The sequence below is a fragment of the Qipengyuania marincola genome, assembly GCF_029688625.1.
In the GTDB taxonomy this organism is placed as follows: Bacteria; Pseudomonadota; Alphaproteobacteria; order Sphingomonadales; family Sphingomonadaceae; genus Qipengyuania.
In genome coordinates, this window is record NZ_JARULC010000003.1 from 672,203 (window position 1) to 689,410 (window position 17,208).

Annotated in this window: 17 protein-coding genes and 1 tRNA gene; 10 read left to right on the plus strand and 8 right to left on the minus strand. The window is 61.7% G+C overall.

The window, feature by feature from the left end; genetic code table 11:
* Window positions 1-18: 18 nt before the first annotated feature.
* The 4 genes from bfr to P8Q88_RS13265 form a co-directional block, all read right to left on the minus strand.
* Window positions 19-510 (minus strand): bacterioferritin, encoded by a 492-nt coding sequence (gene bfr / locus P8Q88_RS13250; protein WP_278324302.1) that lies wholly within the window; start codon window positions 508-510, stop codon window positions 19-21.
* Window positions 511-633: 123 nt separating this feature from the next.
* Window positions 634-822 carry a (2Fe-2S)-binding protein gene (locus P8Q88_RS13255; RefSeq protein WP_278324303.1) on the minus strand — a complete coding sequence of 63 codons (189 nt, stop codon included), beginning with the start codon at window positions 820-822 and terminating at the stop codon, window positions 634-636.
* 77 nt (window positions 823-899) lie between these two features.
* The gene (locus tag P8Q88_RS13260; RefSeq protein ID WP_278324304.1) at window positions 900-2,159 is read right to left on the minus strand and encodes a DUF418 domain-containing protein; all 1,260 of its coding nucleotides are present in this window, start codon (window positions 2,157-2,159) and stop codon (window positions 900-902) included.
* A gap of 83 nt (window positions 2,160-2,242) precedes the next feature.
* Window positions 2,243-3,307, minus strand: a complete 1,065-nt coding sequence (locus P8Q88_RS13265) for an SPOR domain-containing protein (protein WP_278324305.1) — start codon at window positions 3,305-3,307, stop codon at window positions 2,243-2,245.
* 228 nt (window positions 3,308-3,535) lie between these two features.
* Between P8Q88_RS13265 and P8Q88_RS13270 the strand changes: the two genes are divergently transcribed.
* From P8Q88_RS13270 to P8Q88_RS13280, 3 genes are read left to right on the plus strand one after another with little or no spacing between them, the layout of a single operon-like run.
* Window positions 3,536-4,252 (plus strand): AAA family ATPase, encoded by a 717-nt coding sequence (locus tag P8Q88_RS13270; RefSeq protein WP_278324306.1) that lies wholly within the window; start codon window positions 3,536-3,538, stop codon window positions 4,250-4,252.
* Window positions 4,253-4,276: 24 nt separating this feature from the next.
* The gene (locus P8Q88_RS13275; protein WP_278324307.1) at window positions 4,277-4,798 is read left to right on the plus strand and encodes a hypothetical protein; all 522 of its coding nucleotides are present in this window, start codon (window positions 4,277-4,279) and stop codon (window positions 4,796-4,798) included.
* Window positions 4,799-4,836: 38 nt separating this feature from the next.
* Window positions 4,837-6,243, plus strand: coding sequence for an SPOR domain-containing protein (locus P8Q88_RS13280; protein WP_278324308.1), 1,407 nt, complete (start codon window positions 4,837-4,839; stop codon window positions 6,241-6,243).
* A gap of 63 nt (window positions 6,244-6,306) precedes the next feature.
* Here the strand turns inward: P8Q88_RS13280 and P8Q88_RS13285 are convergent, their stop codons facing one another.
* Together P8Q88_RS13285 and P8Q88_RS13290 are read right to left on the minus strand one after the other, a co-directional pair.
* Window positions 6,307-7,539: a dihydroorotase gene (locus tag P8Q88_RS13285; protein ID WP_278324309.1), complete on the minus strand. Its 1,233-nt coding sequence runs from the start codon at window positions 7,537-7,539 to the stop codon at window positions 6,307-6,309.
* Window positions 7,536-8,561 carry an aspartate carbamoyltransferase catalytic subunit gene (locus P8Q88_RS13290; RefSeq protein ID WP_278324310.1) on the minus strand — a complete coding sequence of 342 codons (1,026 nt, stop codon included), beginning with the start codon at window positions 8,559-8,561 and terminating at the stop codon, window positions 7,536-7,538. Before P8Q88_RS13290 ends, P8Q88_RS13285 begins: the two co-directional genes overlap by 4 nt.
* A gap of 103 nt (window positions 8,562-8,664) precedes the next feature.
* On the opposite strand from P8Q88_RS13290, the gene sppA reads away from it, so the two are divergent.
* Window positions 8,665-10,542, plus strand: coding sequence for a signal peptide peptidase SppA (sppA, locus tag P8Q88_RS13295; protein ID WP_278324311.1), 1,878 nt, complete (start codon window positions 8,665-8,667; stop codon window positions 10,540-10,542).
* 69 nt (window positions 10,543-10,611) lie between these two features.
* A tRNA-Val gene (locus P8Q88_RS13300) sits at window positions 10,612-10,686 on the plus strand.
* Window positions 10,687-10,808: 122 nt separating this feature from the next.
* Here the strand turns inward: P8Q88_RS13300 and P8Q88_RS13305 are convergent.
* On the minus strand, window positions 10,809-11,927 hold the full coding sequence (locus P8Q88_RS13305; RefSeq protein WP_278324312.1) for a tyrosine-type recombinase/integrase: 1,119 nt from the start codon (window positions 11,925-11,927) through the stop codon (window positions 10,809-10,811).
* A gap of 189 nt (window positions 11,928-12,116) precedes the next feature.
* Complete coding sequence (locus P8Q88_RS15090) at window positions 12,117-12,422, minus strand: excisionase family DNA-binding protein (protein WP_446532564.1); 306 nt, start codon at window positions 12,420-12,422, stop codon at window positions 12,117-12,119.
* Window positions 12,423-12,430: 8 nt separating this feature from the next.
* Here P8Q88_RS15090 and P8Q88_RS13315 point away from each other — a divergent pair, with 8 nt between their 5' ends.
* Genes P8Q88_RS13315 through P8Q88_RS13335 form a run of 5 tightly spaced genes read left to right on the plus strand, consistent with a single transcriptional unit; the run spans window position 12,431 to window position 17,146 of the window.
* Window positions 12,431-12,841 (plus strand): helix-turn-helix domain-containing protein, encoded by a 411-nt coding sequence (locus P8Q88_RS13315; protein ID WP_278324314.1) that lies wholly within the window; start codon window positions 12,431-12,433, stop codon window positions 12,839-12,841.
* Window positions 12,841-13,119: a hypothetical protein gene (locus tag P8Q88_RS13320; protein WP_278324315.1), complete on the plus strand. Its 279-nt coding sequence runs from the start codon at window positions 12,841-12,843 to the stop codon at window positions 13,117-13,119. The genes P8Q88_RS13315 and P8Q88_RS13320 overlap by 1 nt, the downstream gene beginning before the upstream one ends.
* A 60-nt stretch (window positions 13,120-13,179) precedes the next feature.
* Window positions 13,180-15,981: a class I SAM-dependent DNA methyltransferase gene (locus P8Q88_RS13325; RefSeq protein WP_278324316.1), complete on the plus strand. Its 2,802-nt coding sequence runs from the start codon at window positions 13,180-13,182 to the stop codon at window positions 15,979-15,981.
* Complete coding sequence (locus P8Q88_RS13330) at window positions 15,978-16,739, plus strand: hypothetical protein (protein WP_278324317.1); 762 nt, start codon at window positions 15,978-15,980, stop codon at window positions 16,737-16,739. Before P8Q88_RS13325 ends, P8Q88_RS13330 begins: the two co-directional genes overlap by 4 nt.
* Entirely contained in the window at window positions 16,739-17,146 is a 408-nt protein-coding gene (locus P8Q88_RS13335; RefSeq protein WP_278324318.1) for a hypothetical protein, read from the plus strand. Before P8Q88_RS13330 ends, P8Q88_RS13335 begins: the two co-directional genes overlap by 1 nt.
* The last annotated feature ends 62 nt before the right edge of the window (window positions 17,147-17,208 follow it).

The following is a 17,208-nucleotide window of genomic DNA, read 5'->3' on the forward strand; positions in this document are numbered from 1 at the left end:
CCCCGCAAGGATGCAGCCTCAGCCAGCCTCGCCGTCGCCCGCCGGTTTGCTCTGCAACTGGACGTAGGTTTCCAGCCCCATGCGGGCGATCATGTCGAATTGCGTTTCGAGGAAATCGACATGCTCCTCCTCGCTCGCGAGGATGTCCTCGAAGATCTGGCCAGAGGTAAAATCGCGCACGCTCTGGCAGTGCTCGGCCGCTTCCTTCAGCAGCGGGATGGCTTCCATCTCCATCGCAAGGTCGGCCTTGAGGATTTCCTCGACAGTCTCGCCGACCTTGAGCTTGTGGATTGCCTGGAAGTTCGGGAGGCCGTTCAGGAACAGGATCCGCTCGGCGAGGATGTCGGCGTGCTTCATCTCGTCGATCGACTCGTGGCGCTCGTATTCGGCCAGCTTGTAAACGCCCCAATCGGCCAGCACGCGATAGTGCAGCCAGTACTGGTTGATCGCCGTCAGCTCGTTGGTCAGCGCCTTGTTGAGGAACTCGATGACCTTGGGATCGCCTTGCACGTGCCTGCTCCTGTTGCGGTAATGCACGATCCTATGCTCCCCTCAGCCTGCAATTGGCAAGGGGTGGCAGCAGAAAAACTGGCGGAATTCCGCCAGTTGCAAGCGATTTTCAGTAGCGGGAAATCAGGCGGCCGCGGAGACGAAGCCGAGCTCGCGCTCTTCCTCGATAATGGCATCCGCCTCGACCAGGCACTGCCCGCAATTGGGCTGCTTGCCCAGCGCCGCATAACACGCTTCCGCATCGCCCGAGACGTGCCGCGCCTTGCGGCGCAAATCGCTCTCCCGAATGGCGTTGCAGATGCAGATGTACATGGTCGCGGATCCCTTGCGATTGATTCGCAAGAGCAGATGTAGTGCGAGTCATTCTCAATAGCAAGGATTGCGAGAGATCACCTGCGAAGCGGGAAGATCCGCCAATACGTCAGGCAGCGCCAGAGCCATTCCAGCGGCCCGAAACGATAGCGCTCCAGCCACGGCTTCGACCACAGCAGCATGAGTACCCAGGTGGCAGCGGCAACGAGGTAGAGCTCCGTCCGGCCCAGCTGGCCGAACAAGCCGCCAGCCCAGCCGTGGAACACCAGCATCATCAGCACCGATGTGCCGAGGTAGTTCGTGAAAGCGGCGCGACCGGCGGCGGAAACCCGCTCTGCCAGCGATCCGGTAACGCGATTGCCCCAGAGCGCCAGAAGCGTCACAAGGCCCAAAATCGCAAACAGTCGCGGCACCATCGACCATCCGGCCATCGCGGCGAGCGTTCCGTAGTACGTCAGCCCGCCATCCTTCGCCCACAGCGCGACCGGGATGGTAAGCGCCGTACCGACGAGCCATAGCGTCAAGCCCCAGAAGCGCTGACGCCCCGGATCAAGGCCGCCATCGAACAGGCCGTAGCGATAGGCGGCCATGCCGACGAGCATCAGCGGCAGCGTCTCGAACCAGAACATCAGGAGGTAGAAACCCAGTTCCGGGCCATGCTCGACGATGTTGTGGTTGACCCAGTCCGCATAATCGCCCTCCGCGATCATCCGGGTTTCAAGGCGCCCGTCGGCCAGATCCGCCTGCTTTTCGCTCTCGAGCTCTTCTGCCAACTCGACGAAGGCAGGCTCCTGCGAATTCTCCATCATCGGAAGAAAGCCGACAAAGCCGGTATAGAGCAGCGCGCCGCCGAAATAGCCGACCAGGCCGAGGACCAGCAGCTTGCGGCGCGAAAGGCCGACGAACAGCAGCGCGGCGAGGCCCGAACAAGCATAGAGGAAGAGGATGTCGCCGCGCCAGATGAAGAAATAGTGGATTAGGCCGATTACACCCAGCCATAACAAGCGCCTGACCTGCAGCCACCTGCCCTGCCCGCGCGCCGCCGCGCGCTCGAGGAACAGCACCATGCCAGCCCCGAACAGCAGGGTGAACAGGCCACGCATCTTGCTGTCGATCAGCACGAATTGGGCGACCCACATCCAGTCTTCCGCAAGGCTGTGCGGGACGGTGAAGGCATCGGGGTACATATAGGCCGTCATCGGCTGGCCGAAGGCGACGATATTGGCCGCAAGAATTCCCATCACCGCGATGCCGCGGATGAAGTCGAGGCTCGCAATGCGATGGCCGCCCGGGCCGGTGGGCTGGATCTGGTCCGGCGGTGTGGCGGTCTTCGGCACGTCCAATGCAGGTCTCCCGTTCGCCATGTGATCTAGCGCGAATAACGCGCCGTGATAGCCCCTGCCCGTACCCTTCCACTGCCTTATCTGGTGACGAGGCAGTCGTTCCCGGCACGCTTCAGCGCCGCGCATGCGGCATTCGCGTCGGCGCGCGATGCGTAGCCCGCGGCATAGAGGACGGTCAGCCGCCCGGCCGGCTCGGTCACCTTCGTGTAGCCAGCGACCGGTGCGCTCTTGGAGACCTTTGCCCACATGCGCTCGACATTGCTCGGCACGCCGAAGACGCCGAGCTGGACCTTCCAGGGGCCGGTCCGCGGGCTTGCGTCGAATGCGGCGCGGCGAACCGGCGCCTTCTCCGGCGTGCGCACCTCAGCGGCGACCGGATCGGTGCGGGCTGCCACAGCCGCGGGCGGCGCGGCCGCGGGTTGCGTGGCGGGCAGACGCGCCACGACGACGGGAGAGGACCGGGCCGCAGGAGCGCGCGGCGACGGTTCCTCCGCAAGGGGCACCACCGGATCGTTTTCGGAGCCGATCGCCAGGTCAATCGCCGCGAGCTCGCTTGCGCGGGCCGCCTCGGCGTCGGCTTTCAACTGCGCGGCAAGCGCCTGCGCCGCCTGTCGTTCGGCCAGGGGCACGTATTCGTCCATTTGCGCCAGCGCCCTTCGCGCCTGCGGCAGGCCGGTCGCATTCGCCAATGTCAGCAGCGCGTAGGCACGCGGCCAGTCTTTCGCGGCGAGATCGCCGTTGAAATGCGCCAGCCCGAGCAGGTATTGCGCACGCGGATCGCCGCGCCGCGCGGCTGCCTCGATATAGGGCATGGCCTGTTCGCGCTTGTCGTTCTGGAACAGCAGGAGGCCGTAATTGTCGGCTGCCCTGAGATGGCCCTGGGCCGCAGCCCGGGCATAGAGCGTTTCGGCCATGGCAAGATCGGTGTCCACTCCCCGGCCGAGGCGATAGGCCTGTGCCAGGTTGAACAGCGCATCGGCATCGCCCGCCCCGGCAGGCCCGATCCATTCGCGCACGGCGGCTTCGTAGTCCCCGCGCCCCCAGGCATCCACGCCGTCCTTCACATCCGCCAGCAGTGGCCCCGCCGGAAGCAGTGCGATTGCCGCTGCGCCGAACAAGCGGATCCTGTTGCCTGCACCCATCACGTCGCCCGTCCTTCGCTTTCGCCCGCCAGACCACGCAGGCGCCTGCGCAATCCTATAGTAAATCACCGATTAGCAAAGTGTTGCCAGCCGCCGGGCCATCCCTGCCGCGACCTTATCGGCGCGATGTTAACCCTAAATTAGGGGTAGTCTGCGATTTCCGTCTTCGAACAGCCGCAACTGTCGTGGCAATTGACTGACTAGAGGCTCAAACCAGGGGGATAAGCCTTGCGTGTACTGGCATTGGCATCGCAGAAGGGCGGATCGGGTAAGACCACGCTCTCCGGACATCTCGCCGTACAGGCCCAGCGCGCAGGCGCCGGGCCCGTCGTTCTGATCGATATCGACCCGCAGGGCTCGCTCGCCGACTGGTGGAACGAGCGCGAGGACGAATATCCCGCGTTTGCCCAGACCACGGTCGCCCGCCTGGCGAACGACCTGGCAATCCTGCGCCAGCAGGGCTTCAAGCTGGCCGTGCTCGACACGCCGCCAGCCATCACCATGGCCATCCAGTCGGTAATCTCGGTCGCCGAGCTGATCGTCGTCCCGACCCGCCCCAGCCCGCACGATCTGCGCGCCGTGGGCGCAACGGTCGACCTGTGCGAACGCGCCGGCAAGCCGCTGGTCTTCGTGGTCAATGCCGCGACGCCGAAAGCCAAGATCACGTCGGAAGCCGCCGTCGCGCTGTCGCAGCACGGCACGGTCGCCCCGATCACCCTGCACCACCGCACCGATTTCGCCGCCTCGATGATCGATGGCCGCACGGTGATGGAAGTCGATCCCGAAAGCCGCTCGGCTGCCGAGGTCACCGCGCTGTGGAAATACATCGCCGACCGGCTGGAGAAGAACTTCCGCCGCACGGTCTTCGCCGCACCGAACACGCAGGCCGCTGTTCCCGGTGCCCATCGCCCCGCTGGCGGCTTCGGCCGCCGGGTGGCACAGTAAGAGCACTAGGGCGGAGACTGCCGGATGTCTGACGCCAATTTCGCCTCGCTCACCCCGACGCTCCTCGCGCGCAAGGGCGGTGCCAAGCCCGCCATGCGCCCGCAGTCCGGGATCCCCGGTCCTGTCGACGGCAAGGAAGCCGCCGCCAACCTGGAAGATCTCGGCTGGAACGACATGGGTGACGAACCGACCGCACCTGTCGACACCGACAAGGTCGTGGCCATCTCCACCAAGCAGGCCGCAAACGAGGTCAGCGAAGCCGCACCCAACCAGGTGCGCGAATCGCTGAACAAGATCGCTGCACAGCTGGACAAGCCGGCCGATAAGGCGAGCAAGCCTGTCGTCCGCAAGTCCGCCGCATCGCGCGGCAAGCGCGCGGCCTTCACTCTGCGGCTCGACCACGAGCGGCATCTGATGCTGCGCCTTGCCTGCACCGTTCGCGGCCGCAGCGCCCAGCAGCTGGTAACCGACGCGCTGGACGATCTGCTCGCAGAAATGCCGGAGATCGCCAGCCTGGCTGCACAGGTCCAGAAATCCGAGAAATAACGAGACGAAGACGTGGGATCGCCTTCAGGGGAAAGAGTATGAGCAACGACAGCAAAGCCAAGACCATCCCGGCCCGCAACGCCCGGTTCGTCCGGCTCGCCGTGACCACGGCTCTGGCAACCACGGCACTTGCCGGTTGTACAGGAAAGGTTGCGCCGTCGCACAATTACTCGGTCGCCAAGGCCGAAACCGCGCTTGCGAAGGGTAAGGAAAGCCGGGCAATCCAGCATGCCGAAGCGGCAGTGCTGGCTGCGCCGCGCGATGCGCAGACGCGCACCCTGCTCGGCAACGCCTATCTCGAGGCAGGCCGGTTCGCTTCGGCCGCCGAGACCTTCGGCGAAGCGGTGGAGCTTGGCGACACCGCCACGCGCACCATCATCAGCTACACGCTGTCGCTCACCGCGCTCGGCGATTTCGGCGGTGCGCAGGATGTGCTGCGCCAGTACCAGAACGCGATCGATCCGGCCGATTTCGGCCTTGCGCTGTCGCTGGCAGGTCAGCCGCAGCAGGGCGTGCATATCCTCAACAATGCGCTGCGCAGCGGACAGAACACCGCGAAGGTGCGCCAGAACCTCGCCTATGCCCTTGCCCTGTCGGGTGACTGGCGCAATGCACGTCTGGTTGCATCGCAGGATGTCGCAGGTGACCAGCTCGACGCGCGTTTGCACGAATGGGCGCAAATGGCGCAGGCCGGCCATCCGACCGTGCGCGTTGCCAATCTGCTCGGCATCGAGCCGGTCGAGGATCCGGGCCAGCCCGCAATGCTCGCACTGGCGAACCACCCGGCGCATGACGAGCTGGCTGCCGAAGCGGCGGCACAGGTCGATGCTACGGCACAGGTCGAACCGGCTGGCGAAAGCGCGCGCAGCGACTTCGCGCTTGCGACAGAACTGCCCGCAATCAAACCGGCCCCGAAGATGGATGCGGCTCCCGCGGCTCGCTTCGAGGATCCCGAGGCGGTTGCCGACCAGGGCGAGGCTGCGCTGGCCGATGCCGGCATGGTCGTGAACGGGACCCGGTTCGTGTCGCGCGACGTCGTCCAGAAGGTCCCCGCAAAGGCTGCAACCAAGACTGCGGTTGCACCGCGTGTCGCAAAGGCTGCCAAGCCCGCGCCGCAAAGCTCCGCCATCGCGACGCTGATGTCGGGCGATTACAATATCCAGCTCGGCTCGTATTTCTCGATGTCCGACGCGCAGGCCGCGTGGAAGCTGTTCCAGCGCCGCCATCCCGAACTCTCCGATGCGGAACGCGTCATCACCAAGGCGCGCGTGAACGGCAAGATCTACTACCGCGTCGCTGCGGCTGGCTTTGCCAAGGCCTCGGCCCAGTCGATGTGCCGCTCCGTCAAGCGCTCGGGCGGCGGCTGCATCGCCTATGCTGCATCGAATCCGCTTCCCGGCGCCCTGAACGTGGTGCGCAACGAGGTACGGGTCGCTTCGCGGTAACAGCCGCACTCCATCAGACTTCGCCAGCCCCGTCCGGAGCGATCCGGGCGGGGCTTTTTCGTATCAGAGGTCGATCGGGACCCCACCCTTGTAGAGCGCGGTGACGCGCCCCTGTGTCGGCTGTCCGTCGAATGGTGTGTTGCCGGCCGTCGCCGCCATCTTGGCGCTCTGGATGATCCATGGCTTCGCCGGATCGATGATCGCGATATCGGCCTCTTTCCCGACTTGCAGGATTCCCGCCTCCACCCCAAGGATGCGGGCAGGCGCGCTGCATAGCAGGTCGAAGGCGCGGGCAAGGTCGATCATCTCGTCACGCACCAGCGACAGCACCATGACGAGAAGCGTTTCTGCCCCCGCCATCCCGGGTTCGGCATCGGCGAAGGGCAGGCGTTTGTCTTCCGGGCCGCGCGGATCGTGCCCGCTGGCGACAACGTCGATCGTGCCGTCGGCAATCGCTTCGCGCACGGCCTGCCGGTCGCTTTCGGCGCGCAGCGGCGGCGAGAGGCGCGCGAAAGTGCGGAAGTCCACCGTGGCAAGATCGGACAACATGAAATGGGCCGGAGTGACACCACAGGTCACCGGAGCCCCGCGCGCCTTCGCCGCCCGCACCAGTTCCAGGCCCGCATGGGTTGTAACCTGCCGGAAATGCAGGCGCGCACCGGCCAATTCGGCGAGCGCGATGTCTCTGGCGATGGCGATGGCTTCGGCCTCGGCCGGAGCGCTGGGCAGGCCGCGGCGCGTCGCGTATTCACCCGCCGTGGCCACCGCCTCGCCGGTCAGCGCCGCATCCTCGGCATGGGTGATGACGACCATGTCGAGCATGGCGGCATATTGGAGCAGCCGCAGCATCGTGCCGGAATCGGCGATCCAGCCCCGTCCCGTCGCCACGGCCCGGGCCCCGGCATCGCGCATCAGGGCGATCTCGGCAATCTCGCGCCCCGCCAGCCCGCGCGTCGCCGCGGCCAGGGGATGAACCCACAGGTCCGGCTTGCCGCTCTTGGCAATGTAGGAAACGCGGCTCGGCAGGTCGAGCGGCGGGGACTGGTCGGGCATCAGCGCAGCGCGGGTGATGCCGCCGAAATGGAAGGCCGGCTTGTCGATCGCGAACACGCCAAGATCGACCAGCCCGGGGGCAACCAGCTTGCCGCCCGCATCGACAGTGTCGTCGCCGTCTTGCGCGGTAGCATCGCCAACGGTCTCGATCGTGCCATCGACGAGCCGGATCGCGCCATCGGCAATGCCGCCGTGAGTCACCAGCCTGCCATTGAGGATGGTCAGGGGCCGCACCTGCTTCATGCCGTCGCCCCCCAGCCTTCGGCCCCGCGTCCGCGGCGGGTCAGCACGTCGAGCGCGGCCATGCGGATCGCGACGCCCATCTCGACCTGACGCGTGATGATCGAACGGTCGATCATGTCGGCCACCTCGCTGTCGATCTCCACCCCGCGATTCATCGGGCCGGGATGCATGACCAGCGCATCGGGCTTTGCATTGGCAAGCCGCTGTTTCGTGAGCCCGTAGAGATGGTGGTATTCGCGCGCGGAGGGGATGAACTGCCCGCTCATCCGCTCGGTCTGCAGGCGCAGCATCATCGCCACGTCCGCACCCGCGAGCGCAGCGTCGAAATCATGGAAGACCTCAGCCCCCATCGCCTCGATCCCGACCGGCATAAGGGCGGGCGGCGCGCAGAGGCGAACCGTCGCCCCCAGCGCCTGGAGGCACAGCAGGTTGGACCGCGCGACCCGGCTGTGCAGGATATCGCCACAGATCACGATGACCAGGCCGGTGAAGTCCTCCGCCGCCTCGCCGCGCTCGCGCAGGGCGTGGCGCAGTGCTAGCGCATCGAGCAAGGCCTGTGTGGGGTGTTCGTGTTGCCCGTCGCCGGCGTTGAGCACCGGGCAATCGACCTTGTCCGCGATCAGCTGCGTTGCCCCGCTCGACCCGTGGCGGATCACGATCGCATCCGCGCGCATCGCGTTCAGCGTGATAGCCGTATCGATCAGGGTCTCGCCCTTTTTCACGCTCGAGGTCGCGGCGTGCATGTTGACGACGTCCGCCCCCAGCCGCTTGCCCGCAATCTCGAAGCTCAGCAGCGTACGTGTACTGTTTTCGAAGAAGGCATTGATGACCGTGAGACCGCCGAGCAGGTCGTTATGCTTAGTCGGCTGGCGGTTGAGCGCCACCCACTGTTCCGCTTCGTCGAGCAGGAACAGGATTTCGTGCCGCTCCAGATGGCCGATGCCGATAAGGTCGCGGTGCGGGAATGCCTGCGCACCCGCAGGATAGCGGGCCGCGTGGGGCGAAGTTTCCGTCGATGCCATTGAAGCCACGCCCTTAGTCGAGGCTTTTCGCCCGCTCAAGCGCTTATCGCTGGCGAAGTGGCCGGTGCGCGCCTAGCTAGGACGCAACAGGAGATTTTGGCATATGCGGTTCGCAGGCAAGGTTTGGCGGTTACTGGTCGGAGTGAAGGATGGGCTCGTGCTCATCTTCATGCTGCTCTTCTTCGCCGCGCTGTTTGCAATCCTCACTGCGCGACCCAGCCCGGCAGAGGTGCGCGAAGGCGCGCTGGTGCTCGACCTCAACGGCGTGATCGTGGAGGAACGGTCCCAGGTCGATCCGATAGCCGCCCTGTTGTCGCAGACCGCGCCGGTCGGCGAGTATCAGGCGCGCGACCTCGTCCGCGCGCTCGATACCGCGGCGCAGGACGACCGGATGACGGCCGTCGTGCTCGATCTCGACCGTTTCATTGGCGCAGGCCAGGTCCATCTCCAGGAAGTCGGCGCGGCGCTCGACCGGGTGCGCGCGGCAGGCAAGCCGGTCCTCGCTTATGCGACGGCCTATACTGACGACTCCATGATGCTCGCCGCCCATGCCAGCGAGGTGTGGGTCGATCCTCTCGGCGGTGCAGTCGTCGCCGGACCCGGCGGCGAAAGGCTTTATTACGCCGGCCTGCTCGACCGGCTGGAGATCAACGCACGCGTCTACAAGGTCGGCGAATACAAGAGCGCTGTCGAACCCTACGCAAACTCCGGCATGTCCGACGCAGCGCGCGAGAATTACAGCGCGCTCTACGGTGCCTTGTGGGAGGAATATCTCGCCAATGTGAAGAAGGCGCGCCCGGCGGTCGACATCGAGCGGATTACCCGCAATCCGGTCGCCTGGATCGAAGCCGCGCAGGGCGACCTGGCGACCGCCGCGAAGCAGGCTGGTCTTGTCGACCGGCTGGGGACTCGCGAGCAGTTCGAGGAACGCGTGGTCGAGCTGGTCGGCGCGGACGACTGGAGCGACGAGCCCGGCGCCTATCCCGCGACCGAACTGGCTGCATGGCTCGAAGATAACCCGCTCCGCCAGGCCGGCAAGCCGATCGGCGTCGTGACGATTGCCGGAGAGATCGTCGATGGCGAAGCTGGCCCCGGAACCGCGGGCGGCGACCGGATTGCCGACCTTCTCGACGAGGCGCTTGCCTATGATCTTGCAGGGCTTGTCGTGCGGGTCGATTCGCCGGGCGGTTCGGTGCTCGCCTCGGAACGTATTCGCAATGCGATCCTGCGCCACAAGGCGCGCGACATTCCCATCGCCGTGTCCATGGCCAATGTGGCGGCAAGCGGTGGCTATTGGGTGGCAACGCCTGCGGACCGCATCTTTGCCGAACCCGAAAGCATCACCGGCTCCATTGGCATCTTCGCGGTCATCCCGACCTTCGAGAACGCAGCTGCCAGCCTCGGCGTGACGAGCGATGGCGTACGCACCAGCCCTCTTTCGGGCCAGCCGGATCTGATCGGCGGGTTCACGCCCGAGGTCGATGCCATGATCCAGGCGAGCGTTGCCAATGGGTACGAGGACTTCATCGACCGTGTTGCCGCCTCGCGCAATCTGTCGCGCGCTCAGGTCGACCGCATCGGCCAGGGGCGCGTGTGGGATGGCGGAGCTGCGCGCCAGGTCGGGCTGGTCGACCAGTATGGCGGCCTAACCGAAGCGCTGGGTTGGGTCGCCGGCGAAGCTGATCTGGGCGATGACTGGCATCCGCGCTATCTCGGCAGCCAGCCCAATCGCTATGACACGCTCTTGCGCAGCTTCATGCGCGACGACGCCGAGAGCGGCGGCGGGAACGACACGGTCGCGATTTTCGCATTGCGCCGGCAGGCCGTGCTCGGTCGCATCGAAAGCGACCTGACGCGCCTGCTCGGCACCAAGGGCATGCAGGCCTATTGCCTTGAATGCCCCACCCCGGTCGCCGCCGTGCGCGAGGGAGATCAAACCGGAGGCTGGCTCACCCGGCTGCTAACACTGCTGGCTCGATAGCGCGTGCTTGCCACGCAGCGATTCGCCACGTAAAGGCGCGCCCCTGTCCTGATGTGCGATGCACCGGGCGGGCGCGTAGCTCAGTGGTAGAGCACACCCTTCACACGGGTGGGGTCGCAAGTTCAATCCTTGCCGCGCCCACCATAAATGTCCTTGAAATATAGGGAATTTTTGGAGCCGATTTTTCGTCCGCGACCCATTCTCGCGGAACATTGCGGGAAAATGCGGCTCGTTGCGACCTGGCTTCGTACAAATGTCGTACACAATCAGCCTTCCTTTTTCAGCTTGAGTTTGGTCCGCCGTTCAGCCTTCCGTTGGCCGCGACGGAGCGCGCGATTGATCTTGTCTTCAGCCTCTTCCACGTGGGTGTACGCCTTTCGCATCAGGTTGATGTCTTCCCAGCCGCCGTGATGAGCGGCCGCATTGGCATCTACACCTTCTCGAACATTCATCTCCTGGCCAAATGCATGCCGACCCGCAGTATGAAATGGGATGAAGCGAATTCCCGCATCAGCGCAGGCCTTTCTCCATAATTTCAAGGGGCCTGACCGGCCCGCGTATCCGAACAGGCGAAGATTTTCTGGTACCCTTGGCCAACCGCGAGGATACTCTGGAGTTAGCGCCAGCAGCTCTTCCATCAATTCGGGCGGAACGGCAATCCATCGATCTTCGGTCCCTTTCGCTGCTGGGATGCAAACTTTTCCTTCAGCAGCATCCACATGCTTGTGTGGATGCATTGAAATTGTTTGTGAAATCCGCCCGGCGGTCGCGAACATCATCAACGCAAGAGTTGCGATTTTTTGTGGGGCATGTTCTCGGAATTGAAGCAGCCAATCCCAATCTGCCGGAGGGTATTTCTTTCGGCCCGTGCTACCCCGCTTTTTATCCTGGGCAACCTTCTCAGCCTTAGTGTAACCGCGAATCCGATACACTGTTCCGTCGCTGTCATCATATAAGTTATTAACGACAGCGCGCACGGGCGTGATTATCTGGCGCGTCCATGTCGCTGTCGACGCCATTGGATAGATTTTCTCGCCCAACTTACGAACTAGCGATGGCTTTAGGTTCTTTATTTGAATCGCGCCAATTTCTGTAAGGATAGGAATGAGGTAAGTCGCTTCCTTTGGCTTCGCATTGTATTTTAAGACTGCATCTGCGAACGTCAGATCGGGCGCCTTCGGACCAAGCTCCTCTTCCCCAGCGGTTTCGCCATTCAGATGGCGGTTCAGGACTCGTTTTTCTTCCTCACGACACCATTCCCACGCGCCTGCCTCTTCAGATGCTCTAGTGCTTTTGCGGTAGTAGCCTGAGATCGCGGTACCACCGTATTCGATCGTTCCCCGGACCCACCATTTCCCTTTACGCTTATAGACTTCGAGCGGCATCGGTTTGAACTTTCAGAAATATGATCCAAATTTTCCGGTGTGATCAAGACAGTCCGGCCCATCTTCCGGAAGGTACCAAGCTCGACGGCTCGCTCCCTCAGCCAACGAGCCGATATCTTGATGCCCCGCTCAGCGAGTTTCTCCACCCATTCTTCGGCGGTAAGCGCGCGGCTCAAATTTGGGCAGGATTCAATCATCGCCCTCGCCCCGCGCTTTCACCTCGGAGACTGGTTCGACCATCTCGCGAGCAATGTATTCATCCACGGCATTCACTGGGAGAAGATACCTGGTGCCGATCCGAATGTACCTGAGGTGCCGGTTGTCGATTAGGGTTCGGATGCGTTTCTCGGCCCATCCGGTCCGTCGCGCCAGTTGCCGCGGACTGATCAATTCAACAGCCTCAAGCGTAGACATTTGGACCTCCTGGTGCACAAAGCGGTATAAATAGGAACGCGAATCGTCATTCGTGCACATTTGTGCATATAAAGGGAACATTTGTCCAGTTGATAAATGCAGCTGCCATCGGTGGTCGAATGTTGGAGACCCGGAAAGATCACGATCTTCCGCAGAGTAAGGTAGCGGCGTTGCTGCATATCTCCGATCGCGGATACAAAAATTATGAGACCGGCAAACGCGAGATACCGCTCTCCGTCGCTCTGGCTTTCTGCGAACGTTTCGGCATTTCATTCTCATGGCTCGTCACCGGAACGGATTGCCTTCATCCTGACGATGTCGGCGTGGCCGTCGGCCAACTGGTTTCGGAGATCTTCGCCGAGTCCTCAAAAAGAGGTCTGCAACTGACCCCCACGCAGGCTGGCAAGATTGGTGCTTACATCTTCAAGACATGTCACACGAACCGGACCTCACCCAATCAGGAAGTCGCGGCGGTATTCGAACTGATGGGAGAGAGTTGATGGCGCGTCTGTCGGATCACGAGGAACTCGAGAGGCAGCTTAGTCGATTGGCGAATTTCCTCCGTGTCTCGGCCATAGGTTTCTTGGGAATTGCGATTATTGCTGCCGCAATGGATCGCAGTGTACTTGGCGGCGATCTAGGACTCTATCATCTTGTTTTGGGCTGTTTGGCAGCTTCAGGCGTGGCCTTGGGATATGCCGGACACCGTGTCGCTCGGGTACTTCTACTGGGTGATGTGAAATCGACCCCCATTACGCTCAACCAGATCGATGATTGAGTTCAATCCTGAAATTCATGGCTACTCGCATGAGCATCGGATATCCCGCGAGAGATTTGAATGAACGCCACAGAAATCGCTGAAGCCATTGAGATACTGGCGGCGCAGCCGTTTGACGCGGCAGAATTCCCCTACGCCTTTTTGGAAGCCTTTGGGCGCAAGCCCACCGAGATCAAGCGGCTGCGTTCTGGCAACACCAACAAGTCCGATCTGGGCGGGGTTCTTCAGCGCAACCAAATCCACATCGCCGTCGCCGCGCCGGGTGAGGTCACGCATACGCTCACGGCACTGCGCGACAGCCCTGCCACCGCGAAGGCCAAGGCGAAGTTCATCCTCGCGACCGATGGTGATATGCTTGAGGCTCAGGATCTCACGAGCGGGGACATCCTCTCCTGCCCCTATGCCGAATTTGCCGAGAAGTTCGGTTTCTTCCTGCCGCTGGCGGGCATCACCACCATTCCCCAGCTGCGCGAAAGCTCGTTCGACATTCGCGCCACCCGCCTGTTCAACAAGCTCTATCTGGAGTTACTTCAGCACAATCCCGATTGGGACACCGCCGCCCGCCGCGCGGACATGAACCATTTCATGGCCCGGCTGATCTTCTGCTTCTATGCGGAGGATACCAGCATCTTCCACCCCAGCTATCCCTTCACCGGGACGGTCGAGAAGATGAGCGAGCGGGACAGTTCCAACACGCATGAAGTGATTGCTGAGCTGTTCCGCGCGATGAACACGCGCAAGGAAGAGCATGAGGCGGAAGGCATCAAGAGCTGGGCGCGGCCCTTCCCCTATGTGAATGGCGGACTGTTTGGCGGATCGCTGGATGTGCCGCGCTTTAACAAGTCGGCGCGCAATTACCTGATCCATATCGGCGGGCTGAACTGGACGAAGATCAACCCCGATATTTTCGGCAGCATGATCCAGGCCGTGGCCGATGATGAGGAGCGCGGCGCGCTGGGTATGCATTACACCAGCGTGCCCAACATCCTGAAAGTACTGAACCCGCTGTTCCTCGACGATCTGCGGGCCAAGCTGGAGGAGGCAGGCGACAACAAGGTCAAGCTGCTCAACCTGCGCAAGCGGATGGCGAAGATCCGCGTGTTCGATCCGGCCTGCGGATCGGGCAATTTCCTCGTCATCGCTTACAAGGAAATGCGCAAGATCGAGGCGGAGATCAATCAGCGCCGCGATGAGGCCGATCGGGGATCGGACATCCCGTTGACCAATTTTCGGGGGATCGAGCTGCGTGATTTTCCGGCGGAGATAGCCCGGCTCGCGCTCATCATCGCGGAATTTCAGTCCGACGTACTCTATCGCGGGCAGAAGCTCGCGCTGGCCGAATTCCTGCCGCTCGATGCGCAGAACTGGATCGTCCAGGGCAATGCCCTGCGGCTCGACTGGCTGACGGTTTGCGAGCCAACCGGCAAAGGCGGCGGGAAGATCTTCGCCGACGATCTTTACGGTGCACCGCTGGACCAGGCCAAGATCGACTTCGAGAACGAAGGTGGTGAGACCTATATCTGCGGGAACCCGCCATATATTGGCGCAACGACCAAGGCTCCAAAAGGTGCGAGCAAGGAAACGAAGGCACGTCTCAAGCGCGAAGCCGAAATGCGCAAAGCCGATTTGGAAGCAGTGTTTCGTGGCAGGATCGACGCATGGAAGTCGCTGGACTACGTTTGCGGTTGGCTAATGAAGGCTGCCGATTACGGGAAGGTGGAGAATTCTGCAGCAGCGTTCGTTTCGACAAACTCCATCTGCCAAGGCGAGCAGGTATTTCGGTTTTGGCCAAGCATCATCAAAGATCAGCTGAGGATCAATTTCGCTGTCACGTCCTTCAGCTGGAAAAACCTTGCCGCCAAGAATGCCGGTGTCACAGTTTGCATTGTCGGGATTTCGCGACAGTCAGGGATGGCGAAGCTGTATAGCGAAAAAGACGACACGGTCCGTGATGTCCCAAACATCAACGCTTATCTAGTGCCGTATCATGACGTTTACGTCGAGAATAAGTCGAAGCCCATTCAAGGGCTTCAAGCCGTTGTGAATGGCAGCAAACCGGCTGACGGGGGCGGGTTGATTTTTGATGCCGATCTTGCACACCAATTGCGCTCGGAGGCTGGCCAAGAATCTCAGGTAATTCGGCCATTCTTTGGGGCACACGACGCAACGCACGGCGAAGGGCGTTACTGCATTTGGGCTTCAAAGGCGCAGTACGAGGCCCTCAAGGATCTACCGGGCTTTCAAAAGCGTTTCGACATCGTTGCGGAGATGAGAAACGAAAGCGACAAAGAGCTGACGAAGGCTGGTGCGGATAGCCCGTACGCATTCCAACAAGTTCGACAGCGCGGCAATGAGATTGTCTTCCAGATCCCCCGGCACTCTTCGGAGGAAAGAGAATTCTTCCCAGTGGCCACCTTGCCGAAAGGCGCGATTGTTGGTGATGGGGGTTTTGCGTTCTTCGATCCGCCATTGTGGAACATAGCAGTGCTCGTTTCAAAGGTCGCACTGTCTTGGATCGCAACGGTTTGCGGTAAGATTAAGACTGACTATCGATTTTCGAACACCTTGGGTTGGAACACCCTTCCGGTTCCCCCGCTCACCGAGAAGAACAAGGCCGATCTCAGCTATTGCGCGGAGAAAATCTTGCTGGCGAGGGAAGCGTATTTCCCGGCCACAATCGCCGAACTCTACGATCCCGAGAAGATGGATGAGCAGTTCCCGGAATTGCGTGATGCTCATGCCGCCAATGACGAGGTGCTGGAACGCATCTACATCGGCCGCCGCTTCAAGAACGACACTGAACGCCTCGAAAAGCTATTCGAACTCTACACCCAAATGACTGGCAAAAAGGCGGCCGCATGAGCGAGCCAGATCGCGTTTTTCTGCAAATGTGGGCGCCTTTTCGCGACCACCTCGTCGCAAATCATGAATTTTATGTCGCTCAGGCGAAGGGCCGATTGCTGACGCAATTCAATGATGAAGCGATGAAGGCTGATGCGGATCAGCATGCCGAGGACTGGCTTGCTAGCAGAGCGCAATACTTTGATCCGGACCGTGACGATCCAGCGGACGCCTATGAGCAATCATGGGATGAAGCGGTGTCGTTTTATCAGGGTCTGGTGGATCTACAGAAGACGACCCGTCTCAGCATCATCGCTGGTATGTATCATGAATGGGAAAAACAGCTGCGTGACTGGCTGGGTCGGGAGATGGGCCACCACCGGCTTGGCGAGCATACAAATGCCGCCATTTGGAGGGTTGTGATCGGCGACATTTTTGATTTTCTTGAATGCTGCCAGTGGCCTGTGCGGGAGCGCCCGTACTACGCCGATCTCAACATCTGCCATCTTGTCGTAAACGTCTACAAACACGGCAATGGCAACTCGTTCAAAGAATTGAAGGAGAAAGCTCCTGAGGTTGCTGGCGCCAAGGACGAGTTGCCGGGATTTTTCCTGTCAGCGTTGGATTACACCAATCTCGAAGTGGGCGATGCTGACCTTGAGCGCTTCTCGGATGCCATCGTCGCTTTCTGGCAGGACGTTCCTGAGAATGTCTTTTTCTCGCAGCTTTCGGGAGAGCCCAAGTGGCTCAAAAAGGCCGTCGAGAAAGATCTGGTCTGATGTTCACCCGCATAACCTATGCCGATCTCAACTCCCGTCAGCAGGAAAACTACAACTTCCAGAAGGTCGCTGCGGAACTGGCCGACTACGGCTTCAACTGCCTGCGACTGAGCGATGACTGGCAGGGAGCTGACTTCATCGCCTGCCACATCGATGGCGAGACCTTCATCAAGGTGCAGCTGAAGGGGCGGCTTTGCATCGACAAGAAATATCTGGGCAAAGGCATCCATATCGCATTCTTTCACGGCGACGCGTGTTACCTCTATGACCATGACGCTCTGGTCCAGCATTTGCTGGACAACAGCTTGATCGGTGACAGCAGCGTGACTTGGCACGAAAAGGGCGGTCGTAGCTGGCCGTCACCGCCAGCGTGGGCCTTGAAATTCTTGGAAAATTACCGCGTCTAATTTTGTGGCGCTACCGCGCTAATGCTGGTATGAATACACGTGATTACACCTGCATCATTACA

What these genes read in the sequence shown, in the direction of transcription:
- P8Q88_RS13255 (WP_278324303.1), bottom strand. Translation starts at nt 822, where the DNA reads ATGTACATCTGCATCTGCAACGCCATTCGGGAGAGCGATTTGCGCCGC.
- P8Q88_RS13265 (WP_278324305.1), bottom strand. Translation starts at nt 3,307, where the DNA reads ATGGGTGCAGGCAACAGGATCCGCTTGTTCGGCGCAGCGGCAATCGCA.
- P8Q88_RS13275 (WP_278324307.1), top strand. Translation starts at nt 4,277, where the DNA reads ATGTCTGACGCCAATTTCGCCTCGCTCACCCCGACGCTCCTCGCGCGC.
- P8Q88_RS13280 (WP_278324308.1), top strand. Translation starts at nt 4,837, where the DNA reads ATGAGCAACGACAGCAAAGCCAAGACCATCCCGGCCCGCAACGCCCGG.
- P8Q88_RS13285 (WP_278324309.1), bottom strand. Translation starts at nt 7,539, where the DNA reads ATGAAGCAGGTGCGGCCCCTGACCATCCTCAATGGCAGGCTGGTGACT.
- P8Q88_RS13290 (WP_278324310.1), bottom strand. Translation starts at nt 8,561, where the DNA reads ATGGCATCGACGGAAACTTCGCCCCACGCGGCCCGCTATCCTGCGGGT.
- sppA (WP_278324311.1), top strand. Translation starts at nt 8,665, where the DNA reads ATGCGGTTCGCAGGCAAGGTTTGGCGGTTACTGGTCGGAGTGAAGGAT.
- P8Q88_RS13305 (WP_278324312.1), bottom strand. Translation starts at nt 11,927, where the DNA reads ATGCCGCTCGAAGTCTATAAGCGTAAAGGGAAATGGTGGGTCCGGGGA.
- P8Q88_RS15090 (WP_446532564.1), bottom strand. Translation starts at nt 12,422, where the DNA reads ATGTTCCCTTTATATGCACAAATGTGCACGAATGACGATTCGCGTTCC.
- P8Q88_RS13320 (WP_278324315.1), top strand. Translation starts at nt 12,841, where the DNA reads ATGGCGCGTCTGTCGGATCACGAGGAACTCGAGAGGCAGCTTAGTCGA.
- P8Q88_RS13325 (WP_278324316.1), top strand. Translation starts at nt 13,180, where the DNA reads ATGAACGCCACAGAAATCGCTGAAGCCATTGAGATACTGGCGGCGCAG.
- P8Q88_RS13330 (WP_278324317.1), top strand. Translation starts at nt 15,978, where the DNA reads ATGAGCGAGCCAGATCGCGTTTTTCTGCAAATGTGGGCGCCTTTTCGC.
- P8Q88_RS13335 (WP_278324318.1), top strand. Translation starts at nt 16,739, where the DNA reads ATGTTCACCCGCATAACCTATGCCGATCTCAACTCCCGTCAGCAGGAA.